Below are 11,578 nucleotides of genomic sequence, written 5' to 3'. Positions count from 1 at the left end.
CGGCGCGCAGCGTCGCCAGGCACAGCGCCGCATCGCGTTTGACCGGTCCGCCGATGAACATCGTCTTCGGTTTGGCGGCGAGCTTGGCCCACTGGGGCAACACGTTGTAGACCGCGGTCTCGCTCGCCCGGTTCAGGACGACGCCGAGCGTGCCGCCGTCGTTGTGCTCGACGACGTAGATGACGCTGCGGCGGAACGTCGGCTCCAGCAGGTCGGTGTTGGCGAGAAGCAACGTCCCCGCCCGCACTCGAGGCGCGGCAGGGGCGATGAAATCCTCCGGGTCCTCTGACTGCGCCACCCGTCCATCATGGCACCGGCAACCCCTGTCGTGGCGGACAAGCGCGACGCCGCCGCGATATTTGTACTGTGGATGCGGTCCGATCCGCCGCTTCTGAGAACGTGATCTCCCGTGCCCGATTTCCGCGCGCCCGTCGCCGTCTGGCGGTCGGTGCGCAGCCTGCCCGAGTTTCGGCGTCTGCTGGAACTGCGGCTGGTGAGTCAGTTCGGCGACGGCCTGTTCGCGGCAGGGTTGGCGGGCGCGATTTTGTTCAATCCGCAGCGCGCCGCAGAACCGTGGGCGATCGCCGGCGCGTTCGCGGTGCTGTTCCTGCCCTACTCGCTGCTCGGCCCGTTCGCCGGCGCGCTGCTCGACCGCTGGGATCGTCGGCTGGTGCTGGTCGCGGCGAACGCCGGCCGCCTGGTGTTGGTGCTGGCCGTCGCGCAGCTGCTCGAATCCGGCGCGGGCGACCTGGCGATCCTGTGCTGCGCGCTGATCGTCAACGGGTTCACCCGCTTCGTGTCGTCGGGCTTGTCGGCGGCGCTGCCGCACGTGGTGCCCAGAGAACAAGTGGTGGCGATGAACTCGGTTGCGATCGCGACCGGCGCCGCGGCCGCGTTCCTCGGAGCCAACTTCATGCTGCTGCCCCGTTGGCTGTTCGGCGCCGACGACGCAGGCGCCGCGGTCATCATCTTGATCGTGGCCGCCCCGGTGGCGCTGGGACTGTGGCTGGCGTGGCGTTTCCCGCCGCGGATGCTGGGGCCCGACGACAGTGCGCGGGCCGCACACGGCTCGGTGCTCTACGCGGTCGCCACCGGCTGGGTGCACGGCGTGAAAACCGTGATCGCGGTGCCCGCGGTGGCCGCCACGCTGACCGGGCTGGCTGCGCATCGGATGGTGTTCGGGATCAACAGCCTGCTGGTGCTGGTGATGGTGCGCCACACCGACACTCAACAGGTCGCCGGGCTGGGCACCGCGGTGCTGTTCGTCGCGGCGACCGGCGCCGGGGCCTTCATCGCCGCCGCGATCATGCCCGTGGCGGTGCGCCGCTGGGGCCGGTACGCCACGGCCAACGGCGCGTTGGCGATCGCTGCGCTGGTCCAGCTGGCCGGGTCCGGGCTGCAGCTGGCGATGATGGTGGTGTGCGGGTTCCTGCTCGGCATGGCCGGTCAGGTGGTCAAGCTGTGCGCGGACAACGCCATGCAACTCGACGTCGACGACGGCCTGCGCGGCCACGTTTTCACCGTGCAGGACTCGCTGTTCTGGATGGCATTCATCGGTGCGATCGCGTTGACGGCGAGCGTGATTCCTGCGGACGGACACCAACCCGCGCTGGCGTTGGCCGGCGTCGGCGTATACCTCGCCGGTCTGGCCGCGCACGCGGCGATCGCGAGACGAGCGGCTCCGACCCCGGGTTAAGGTGACCGGCATGGCTGGTGCCGCGCCGATGGTGGCCGACCTGCGCGCCGAGAGCGACGAACTCGACGGCCTCGTGGCCGATCTTCCCGCCGCGCGGTGGGCCGAACCCACTCCGGCAGAAGGCTGGACGATCGCTCACCAGATCGCGCATCTGCTGTGGACCGACCGTGTCGCGTTGACCGCCGTCACCGACGAGGCCGCGTTCGCCGACCTGCTCGACGAGGCGGGCAAGAACCCGACCGGCTTCGTCGACGCAGGCGCCGAGGAGTTGGCCGCCATGCCGCCAGCGGACCTGCTCGAAGAGTGGCGCACGACCCGGTCCCGGTTGCACGACGAGCTGCTGACCGTCGCCGAGGGCCGCAAGCTGCCCTGGTTCGGTCCGCCGATGAGCGCCGCGTCGATGGCGACCGCGCGGCTGATGGAGACGTGGGCGCACGGACTCGACGTCGCCGACGCCCTCGGTGTGCGCAGGCCGCCCACGGCGCGGTTGCGCTCGATCGCCCACATCGGCGTGCGTACCCGCGACTTCGCCTTCGCGGTCAACGGCCGTCAGCCGCCTGCCGAATCGTTCCGCGTCGAGTTGCGCGCCCCGGACGGGTCGACGTGGTCGTGGGGACCGGAGGACGCGACCCAGCGGGTCACCGGTGCGGCGGAGGACTTCTGCATGCTGGTGACCCAGCGGCGCCCGCGCTCGGAACTCGATGTGCGCGCAGTCGGCGATGACGCCGATGAGTGGCTGGGCATCGCGCAGGCGTTCGCCGGCCCTCCCGGTAGCGGCCGCGGCAGCTAGTCGCCCCGTTTTTGTCGAAGTCACTCCATTCGCCCTGCTGTCGCCGCACGATTGAGGTGCCCGACCCGGGGGACGGTCATGGATTTCTACGCGCTGCTCGACGACGTGCTCGAACTTCTTCGAGAACGCGGGCGCGTCTCCTATCGCGCACTTCGGGAGCAGTACGGACTGGACGACGAACGGCTCGAGTCGCTGCGCGCCGAACTTCACTACGCCTACACCGACCGGGTCAGCGCTGACGGGCAGGGCCTCGTCTGGCGGGGTGACGACGAGGCTCCCGCGGACGCGGAACGGCGACAACTGACGGTGTTGTTCTGTGACCTCGTCGACTCCACACCGCTGTCGCGTCGGTTGGATCCCGAAGATCTCCGTGACGTAATGCGCGAGTACTACGGCGCGTGCGGCACCGTGATCGACCGATTCGACGGTCACATCGCGCAGTATCTCGGCGACGGCCTGCTGGTCTTCTTCGGCTACCCACAGGCCCACGAGGACGATGCGCAGCGGGCGGTGCGGGCCGGTCTGGGGATGGTCGAGGCGGTCGCTTCGCTCAACACCGGGCTCCGGAGCCGTCACGGCGTCGAGTTGGCGATCCGTCTCGGCTGCCATACCGGTCTCGTCGTAGTCGGCGAAGTGGTCGGAAAGGACCGACACGAACTGATGGCACTCGGCGATACCCCCAACATCGCGGCCCGGCTGCAGGGCGTGGCCGAGCCGAACACGCTGGTGATCGGTCCCTTGACTCACGACCTCGTCGGCGGCTACTTCACCTGCCGACCCCTCGGAACGCCCGCTCTCAAAGGCGTGGCGACGCCACTGGAGATTTACCACGTCCTCCACGAAACAAGCGCCCGCACAAGGCTCGAGGCGGTCGCCGCAACGGAACTGACACCGATGGTCGGACGGGACGCCGAAGTGAGTCTGCTCGAAGGGCGTTGGGCTGCAACTTGTCTCGGCAGTGGCCACGTTGTGTTGATCAATGGAGAGCCGGGTATCGGCAAGTCGCGGTTGGTCCGTGCGCTCACCCAGAGGGCCGCCGACCAACAGGCCTGGGTGACCGCGTGCCAGGGATCGCCCTATCACCGGGACACCGCGTTCTATCCCTTCATCGATCTCTTCGAACGGGTGGTGCTTCGCTTCGAGCGGCCCGAGACCGTCGACGAAAAACGCCACAAGCTCGAAACGTTCTTCAACGCAAGCGGCTTACCGCTCGACGATGCCCTCCCCCACCTGTGCGCGATGCTCTCCATTCCACCGCCCGAGGACGCGGCATTCCCCGATCTTCCGCCCGATCAACAGAAGCAGCAGACGATGCTGGCGCTTCAGTCGATTCTTCGTCGCCGCGCCGCCAGGCAACCGGTGCTCTTCGTCGTCGAGGACCTGCATTGGGTTGATCCGACGACTGTCGACTTCTTGAGGACGTTCGTCGACCAGATCTCCGATGTCCGAGTGCTCGCGGTGTTCACCTGTCGTCCCGAGTTTCGTGATCCCTGGACCGATCACCCGAACATGACTCGCATCGATCTCGCTCGCTTGGGCGCCGACGAAGCTGTCGAGATGATCGGTCGAGTGGCCGGCGGAAAGCCCCTACCCCGCGAAATCGTCGCCGATGTGGCGGCGAAGACCGATGGGGTCCCGCTGTTCGTCGAGGAGCTCACCAAGACGGTGCTCGAGTCGGGTCTGCTCACCGAGCGCGCGGACCGGTTCGAGTTGGCCGGTCCGGTCGCACCGTTAGCGGTGCCCAACACCCTGCACGACTCATTGATGGCGCGCCTGGATCGGCTCTCGGCCACCAAGTCCTTGGCGCAGTTCGGCGCGGTGATCGGCCGCGAGTTCAGCTACACCCTGCTGCGGGCGGTATCCCCGTGGCCCGAACACCTTCTACAAGCGGGTCTAGCGCAATTGGTCGCTGCCGAATTCCTCTACCAACAGGGCGCTCCCCCGCAGGCGACATACCGGTTCAAGCACGCACTCGTTCAGGATGCGGCCTACCAGTCGCTGTTGAAGGGCGCGCGGCAGCAGTACCACCAACGGATCGCCGCCGCAATCGAATCGGCCTTCCCAGAGATCATCGAGACGCAGCCCGAGTTGCTCGCTCGGCACTACACCGAGGCCGGACTGACCGAACAAGCCGTTCCCTACTGGCTGGCGGCGGCCAAACTGGCACTCGGCCGCCATGCCAGCCAGGAGGCGGTGAACCACGCCAACCGTGGACTGCAGTTGGTTGCCACGCTTCCCGACACGCCCCGGCGAGCCGCCGTCGAACTGTCGCTCCAGCAGGTGTTGGGTCCTGCGCAGAGCATCCTGACCGGTCCCCATTCGGTGGAACATGTGCACGCTCGTGCATACGAGTTGGCACGCCAGCTGGGCAATACCGCAGCGTCTTTCCCCGCGCTCTCCGGCTTGGCTTACGCCAGGATTCTCCGCGGGCAGCTTCCCGAAGCGCGCCGGATATCCCGGGAGTTCCTGGAAGTGGCTGAGCCGCACGGCGATGCGCTTGCCTTGGCGGCTGCCCATTGGATGGTGGCCTACTCCGCATGGTGGCAGGGTGACGTCGTGGACGTTCGTGTCCACAGCCGTAGAGGCCTGGAGTACTACAACCCCGATCAGCACCTGGCCGGTATCGCCGCCTACAACCAGAACCCCGGAATCGTGTGCGGGTACCTCGACTCGCTGTCCAGCTGGGTGCTTGGGTATCCGGCCCAAGCGAGCGAAGCCATCGAGCGAACGGTGGCTCATGGCGAGGAACTCCAGCATCCGTACAGCATCGCCATCGCTCTCCTGTTCGCCGCCAAGCTGGCACAGCTTCGCCGTGAACCCGAAACAGCGCATGAGTTGGCCGAGGAGGCGCTGCGCGTCTCCACCAACCAACAGTCGCAAGCGTTGATGCTGTGGTGTCTACTTCCGCGCGGTTGGGCACGCGCGCGACGGGGGGAAGTGGCCGCGGGAATCGCCGACATCCGCGAGGCGATGGACCGCCGTCGGGCGATGCGGATGGGTGCGGTGTGGCCCTGGTATCTGGCGCTGTTGGCGGAAGCCTACGGCGCTGCAGGTGAATTCGAGAAGGGTGTGGCCGCCCTGGACGAGGCCGAGGAATGGGTACGGCGCAACGACGAGCGCCTCTACGCTGCGGAAGTGCATCGCATCCGCGGTGAACTACTGCGCGCAGGGGCGCATCCCGATGCCACCGCTGCCGAGAGATGCTTCAAGGCGGCGCTCGCCGTGGCACGCGATCAGCAAGCCAAGTCGTGGGAGTTGCGCGCGGCGACCAGTCTGAGCCGGATGTGGGAGGCGGACGGACGACACGACGATGCGCGCGAACTTCTCGAGCCGCTCTACAACTGGTTCACTGAAGGCTTCGACACCGCCGACCTGCGCGACGCCAAGCAGCTACTCGAACGCTTGTGATGAGAGTTCTGCGGCCGAGTCCGCCCGGCCGTCGCCGTTGCTGTCGGTCAGCTTGATGTCCCACTTGCCGTCGGCATCGGTGTCTGCGTAGGCGTTCTCGCCGGCGAGCACCCGGTCGGCGAGCCCGTCTGCGTCGACGTCCACCAGGCGGTCGTCGGCATGGCCGTCGGCGTCCAGGTCGACCGTCGGCCCACCGAACTGCTCGACCCCGTCGAGGCCGAACCAGCGCAGCCCGCGCTCGACGCTGAGCGTCCAGGTTCCGGTGCCGTCGTCGGTGAAATGGGTTGCGGCGTCGGCGTGGTCGCGCACGAGGCGCTCGGCGATACCGTCGTCGTCCAGGTCGGCCATCGCGTCGTCGAGCATGCCGTCGCCGTCGAAGTCGAGCCCGACCGCTTCGAATACGCCGTCACCGTCGACATCCACGTCGGGCGTCGCGGACCAGATCGTCGCTGAGCCGTCGCCGTCACCGAGGCAGTAGTCCATGACTATGAGACGCACCGCTCCGGCCGCAGGTTCCACCCGCCTCCGCCTCGCTCGAGACCGGCGCAATGGTCGAATTCGCGCGCGCTGACAACCGAAACGTCGGGCTCGGCGAAGAAGCGGGCTCGTTACTGCCCGCCGCGGGCGTTCCACCACGCCAGCAGTTCCTCGACGGCCTCGTCGCGAGGCAGCGGTCCGCGGTCCAAGCGCAGCTCCTTGAGGTACTGCCACGCCTGACCGACCTGGGGGCCGGCGGGGATGCCGAGGATCTCCATGATCTCGTTGCCGTCGAGATCGGGGCGCACCCGCTCGAGGTCCTCCTTCTCGGCGAGTTCGGCGATCCGCTGCTCGAGGTCGTCGTAGTTGGCCTGGAGCCGGGCCGCGCGACGCTTGTTGCGCGTGGTGCAGTCGGCGCGTACCAACTTGTGCAGCCGCGACAGCAGTGGACCGGCGTCGGTCACGTACCGGCGCACCGCCGAATCCGTCCACTTGCCGCCGCCGTAGCCGTGAAACCGCAGGTGCAGGTACACCAGCTGCGATACGTCGTCGACCATCTGCTTGGAGTACTTGAGCGCGCGCAATCGTTTGCGCGCCATCTTCGCGCCGACCACCTCGTGGTGGTGAAAGCTCACCCCGCCGTCGGGTTCGTGCTTGCGGGTGGCGGGCTTGCCGATGTCGTGCAGCAGCGCCGCCCAGCGCAACACCAAGTCGGGTCCGTCGTCCTCGAGCGCGATCGCTTGCCGCAAGACGGTCAGCGAATGCCAGTAGACGTCCTTGTGCTGGTGGTGTTCGTCGATCGCCATTCGCATCGCGCCGACCTCGGGCAGCACCACATCGCCCAGCCCGGTCTGCACCATCAGGTCGACGCCCGCGACCGGATCGGCGCCGAGCAGCAGCTTGTCCAGTTCTGCGGCCACCCGCTCGGCGGTGATGCGTCCCAGCTGCGGCGCCATCTCCACCAGCGCGCTGATGACGCGCGGCGCGACGGTGAACTCCAGCTGCGAGACGAAGCGTGCGGCGCGCAGCATGCGCAGCGGGTCGTCGCCGAAGGACACCTCGGGTGCGGCGGGGGTGTCGAGCAGCTTGGCGCGCAGCGCCGCCAGGCCGTTGAGTGGGTCGTGGAAATCGGCGGGTCCGTCGGCGGTGATGCGCACGGCCATCGCGTTGGCGGTGAAGTCGCGTCGCACCAGGTCGTCGTCGAGGTTGTCGCCGAACCGCACCTCCGGATTGCGGGACACCTGGTCGTAGGTGTCGGCGCGGTAGGTGGTGATCTCGAGACGCTTGTCGCCCCTGCCGACGCCGAGGGTGCCGAATTCGATGCCGGTGTCCCACAGCGAGTCGGCCCACGGCCGCAGCAATTTCTGCATCTGCTCGGGACGGGCGTCGGTGGTGAAGTCGAGGTCGGTCAGCGCACGGCCCAGCAGCGCGTCACGGACGCTGCCGCCGACGAGATACAGCTCGTGGCCGGCGTCGGCGAACAGCCGGCCGAGTTCGCGCAGCACCTCGCCGTGGCGGTTCAGCTCCACTTGCGCGGTGGCAAGGAGTTCGGCGTCGGTGGAGGAGGCGGGCACGTTCGGACAGCCTAGTCAGGCGACGATCAAGCGGCCCCCAGGCCGCGATGAGAAGCCGGACGATCCAACCCAGTCAGGCGGCCCCTAGGCCGCGGAGCCACACAAATGTGCAACGGCTCTATCACGACCGGTGAGTGCGGCGGGGGCGAATATGCGTGGCAGCTACTATCGCTTGGGTGTCGGACGGCGAACAGGCCAAACCCCGACGGCGCCGAGGGCGACGTCGTGGCCGACGCGCGGCAGGTCCGCCCGAGGCGGCGCCCGACCCGTCGGCGCAGCGCCGCCGCCCCATCCCGCAGCCCCCGGCCGGCCAGACCAACGCCGCACCGAAGAACGGTGCCGCCGTCGACGGAAACAAGGACACCAAGGGTGGGCAGTCCAAGAAGTCTCGGCCGCGGCGGCCACCCGACCGGCTGCGCACTGTCCACGAAACCTCGGCGGGCGGCCTGGTCATCGACGGTATCGACGGCCCCAAGGAGAGTCAGGTCGCCGCGCTGATCGGCCGCATCGACCGGCGCGGGCGCATGTTGTGGTCGCTGCCCAAAGGCCATATCGAAATGGGTGAGACCGCCGAGCAGACCGCCGTCCGCGAGGTCGCCGAGGAGACCGGTGTGCAGGGCAGCGTGCTCGCCGCGCTGGGCAGCATCGACTACTGGTTCGTCACCGAGGGCCGCCGCGTCCACAAGACCGTGCACCACTACCTGATGCGTTTCCTCGGCGGTGAACTGTCCGACGAGGACGTCGAAGTCACCGAGGTGGCGTGGGTGCCGCTCAAGGAGCTGCCCAAGCGGCTGGCCTACGCCGACGAACGCCGCCTCGCCGAGGTCGCGGGCGAGCTGATCGACAAGCTGCACGCCCATGGCCCGTCCGCGCTGCCGCCGCTGCCCCGCTCGTCGCCGCGGCGCCGCCCCCAGACGCACTCGCACACCCGCAACCGTCGTCCCGACGAACGCGCCCAACCGTCCCCGGGGGCCGAGCGGTGGGGGCACCGCCCGCCCGAAGGGCAGGGCGACGAGTGGGGGAAGATGCAGCCCGGCCGCCGGACGAACGGTTGCGGACAGGGCTCGTGACCGCCGCAGCGCTGCCGCGCGCGCTGGCCGCGCTGATCGTGCTGGCGCTGAGCGCCCTACCGCTCGTCCTACCGCCGGCCGCCGCCGCCCAATCCGATTCGACGCCGTTCCTTCAGGTCCGCGTCGACCGCGTCACCCCCGACGTGGTGACCACCACCAGCGAGCCGGTGGTCACCGTGGCCGGCGCCGTCCTCAACGTCGGCGACCGGCCGGTGCGCGATGTGGTCGTTCGGTTGGAGGATGCCGCGGCGGTGCGGACGTCGACCGGCCTGCGCACCAACCTCACCGGCGACGTCGACCAGTTCGAGCCGATCGGCGAGTTCGTCCCGCTCTCGCCCGAACTCGCTCGCGGACAAGAGGTTCCGTTCACCCTGTCCTATCCGCTGCGGTCGGCCGACCAGCCGTCGCTCAGCATCGACGAGCCGGGTGTGTACCCGGTGATGGTCAACGTCAACGGCACCCCCGACTACGGCGCGCCCGCCCGTCTCGACGACGCCCGCTTCCTGCTGCCGGTGCTCGGCGTCCCACCCGACCCGGGCGCCGATTCGGGTGACGCGGTCACCGCGATCGCAGCGCCCGACACGTCCAAGCCGGTCCGGTTGACGCTGCTGTGGCCGATCGCCGACCGGCCGCGGCTGGCCGCGGGCGCACCGGGTGGCGCCACCCCGGTACGGCTCATCGACGATGAGCTGGCGTCCTCCCTGGCACCGGGCGGGCGCCTCGACACGCTGCTGTCGGCCGTCGAGTTCGCGACCACCCCCCAGGTCGATCCCGACGGACGGGTGCGCGCCGCGACATGTCTGGCGGTCGACCCCGATCTGCTCGTCACCGTCAACGCGATGGCGGGCGGCTACGTCGTCAACAACGGCCCCGACGCGGGGCCCGGCACCCCCACTCGCCCCGGCACCGGGCAGGACGCGGCGGTGGCGTGGCTGAACCGGCTCAAGAACCTGGCGACGGGCATGTGCGTCGCCTCCACCATCTACGCGCAGGCCGACCTCGACGCGCTGCGCCGCGTCCGCGACCCCGGGCTCAGCCGGATAGCGACGACCTCGGCGGGCGACATCGTCGACCAGATCCTGGGCGTCACCTCGGTGCGCGGCGCCAGCCTCGTCGGCGACGGTCCGCTGACCGGCCCCGCGGTGCGTCTGCTGTCGGACCTGGGCGGCCAGACAGTGGCCCTCGCGGCCGCCGAATCGGGCTCGGACGACGGCACCGACGTCGCAGATTCCGGCGTCGCCGACACCGAACCGGTCCGCTACACACCACAGGTCGTCGCGGCGCCGTTCGACCCGGCCGTCGGCGCGGCGCTCGCCGGCGCGGGCACCGATCCCGTGGCGCCGGGATATTTGGACCCGTCGCTGGACGTCCCGCTGCAACACGATTCGGCGGTGGCCCGGCGCCAGGACGCGCTGGGCGCCATGCTGTGGCGCGCCCTCAATCCCGACGTCTCCCCGCGGACCCAGATTCTGATGCCGCCGATGGCGTGGAGCATCGGCCCCGACGACGCCCGGGCGATGTTCCGGGCGGTCGCCACGGCGATCAATGCCGGGCTCGCCGAGCCACGGCCGCTGCCCGCGGTGATCGGCGAAGGCAGCGCCGTCCCGCCCGACGACATGTCCCCGCTGCCCAGCGACGAGTTGGGTGACCCCGACGCCCGGTTCGACGACGCCGTCGTGTCGGGCATCGCCGCGGTCACCGGGCGGCTGTGGGGGCTGACCGCGGCGCTGACCACCGACGAACGCACGGGGCTGACCGGATACGGCTACACCGCCCCGCTGCGCGAGGACATGCTGCGCGCACTGAGCCAGTCGGTGCCGCCAGACACCCGCAACGGCCTTGCGCAACAACGACTCACGACGGTCGGGCACACCGTCGACGACATCTTCGGAGCGGTCACGATCGTCAACCCGGGCGGGGCCTACACGCTGGCGACCGAACGCAGCCCGCTTCCGCTGGCGTTGCGCAACGACCTGCCGGTTCCGATACGGGTCCGCCTCGACGTCGACGCGCCCCCGGGGATGACGGTCACCGACATGGGCGAGATCGTGCTGCCACCGGGCTACCTTCCGCTGCGGGTCCCCATCGAGGTGCACTTCACCCAGCGCGTCGCCGTCGACGTCGCGCTGCGCACGGTCAATGGTCTGACGCTCGGAGAACCAGTACGGCTGTCGGTGCACTCGAACGCCTACGGCAAGGTGCTGTTCTTCATCACGCTCTCGGCGGGCGCCGTGCTGGTGCTGCTGGCCGGGCGTCGGCTCTGGCACCGGTTCCGCGGACAGCCCGATCCCGCCGACCTCGACCGTCCCGACCCCCTCGAGGTCGCGCTGCACTACGACGACGACACCGACGCACCCCTGAGCCGGACCGGACGCCGAGGCTCAGGCACCCGCGGCGGTGCCGGGTGAGCACGCCCGGGCCGCCGCCTCGGCCCCATCCGCCGGCACCGCCACGAACGTGGCCCGGTCACACACCTCCCCCTCCCCCGCCTCGAGCACGAGCGCCGCGATCAGGTTAGGCAGCTGGTAGGCCACAGAGAACGCGCTGGTGAGTGCGGCGCCGA

9 protein-coding genes are annotated in these 11,578 nt (G+C 69.5%); 5 read left to right on the top strand and 4 right to left on the bottom strand.

Annotated elements, in window-relative coordinates; all coding sequences use genetic code 11:
• A partial coding sequence (locus A5790_RS11255; RefSeq protein ID WP_197696769.1) for a YqgE/AlgH family protein occupies window positions 1-298 on the bottom strand: 298 nt, incomplete at its 3' end.
• Between the two features lie 111 nt (window positions 299-409).
• On the opposite strand from A5790_RS11255, the gene A5790_RS11250 reads away from it, so the two are divergent.
• The 3 genes from A5790_RS11250 (at window position 410) to A5790_RS11240 (ending at window position 5,894) form a co-directional block, all read left to right on the top strand.
• A complete protein-coding gene (locus A5790_RS11250; RefSeq protein ID WP_066843690.1) occupies window positions 410-1,696 on the top strand; it encodes an MFS transporter in 1,287 nt (428 codons plus the stop codon).
• Between the two features lie 10 nt (window positions 1,697-1,706).
• Entirely contained in the window at window positions 1,707-2,486 is a 780-nt protein-coding gene (locus tag A5790_RS11245; RefSeq protein WP_066843696.1) for a TIGR03084 family metal-binding protein, read from the top strand.
• A 78-nt stretch (window positions 2,487-2,564) separates the two neighbouring features.
• Window positions 2,565-5,894 carry an AAA family ATPase gene (locus A5790_RS11240; RefSeq protein WP_066843687.1) on the top strand — a complete coding sequence of 1,110 codons (3,330 nt, stop codon included), beginning with the start codon at window positions 2,565-2,567 and terminating at the stop codon, window positions 5,892-5,894.
• On the opposite strand, the gene A5790_RS11235 is transcribed toward A5790_RS11240, so the two are convergent.
• Together A5790_RS11235 and A5790_RS11230 are read right to left on the bottom strand one after the other, a co-directional pair.
• Window positions 5,877-6,377: a pullulanase gene (locus A5790_RS11235; RefSeq protein ID WP_066843693.1), complete on the bottom strand. Its 501-nt coding sequence runs from the start codon at window positions 6,375-6,377 to the stop codon at window positions 5,877-5,879. The genes A5790_RS11240 and A5790_RS11235 overlap by 18 nt on opposite strands.
• 125 nt (window positions 6,378-6,502) lie before the next feature.
• Complete coding sequence (locus A5790_RS11230; RefSeq protein WP_066843684.1) at window positions 6,503-7,945, bottom strand: CCA tRNA nucleotidyltransferase; 1,443 nt, start codon at window positions 7,943-7,945, stop codon at window positions 6,503-6,505.
• 176 nt (window positions 7,946-8,121) lie between these two features.
• On the opposite strand from A5790_RS11230, the gene A5790_RS11225 reads away from it, so the two are divergent.
• Window positions 8,122-9,015: an NUDIX hydrolase gene (locus A5790_RS11225; protein WP_082961681.1), complete on the top strand. Its 894-nt coding sequence runs from the start codon at window positions 8,122-8,124 to the stop codon at window positions 9,013-9,015.
• Window positions 9,012-11,423 carry a hypothetical protein gene (locus A5790_RS11220; RefSeq protein WP_066843676.1) on the top strand — a complete coding sequence of 804 codons (2,412 nt, stop codon included), beginning with the start codon at window positions 9,012-9,014 and terminating at the stop codon, window positions 11,421-11,423. The genes A5790_RS11225 and A5790_RS11220 overlap by 4 nt, the downstream gene beginning before the upstream one ends.
• Here the strand turns inward: A5790_RS11220 and A5790_RS25975 are convergent.
• A partial coding sequence (locus tag A5790_RS25975; protein ID WP_197696768.1) for a hypothetical protein occupies window positions 11,397-11,578 on the bottom strand: 182 nt, incomplete at its 5' end. The genes A5790_RS11220 and A5790_RS25975 overlap by 27 nt on opposite strands.

This window comes from Mycobacterium sp. 852002-51152_SCH6134967, from assembly GCF_001667105.1.
Classification (GTDB): Bacteria; Actinomycetota; Actinomycetes; order Mycobacteriales; family Mycobacteriaceae; genus Mycobacterium; species Mycobacterium neumannii_A.
This window is presented reverse-complemented; position numbering and strand designations above follow the sequence as displayed.

Bases quoted from the DNA above. Each gene is read 5' to 3' on its own strand.
- A5790_RS11245 (WP_066843696.1), top strand. From the start codon at position 1,707: ATGGCTGGTGCCGCGCCGATGGTGGCCGACCTGCGCGCCGAGAGCGAC.
- A5790_RS11240 (WP_066843687.1), top strand. From the start codon at position 2,565: ATGGATTTCTACGCGCTGCTCGACGACGTGCTCGAACTTCTTCGAGAA.
- A5790_RS11235 (WP_066843693.1), bottom strand. From the start codon at position 6,377: ATGGACTACTGCCTCGGTGACGGCGACGGCTCAGCGACGATCTGGTCC.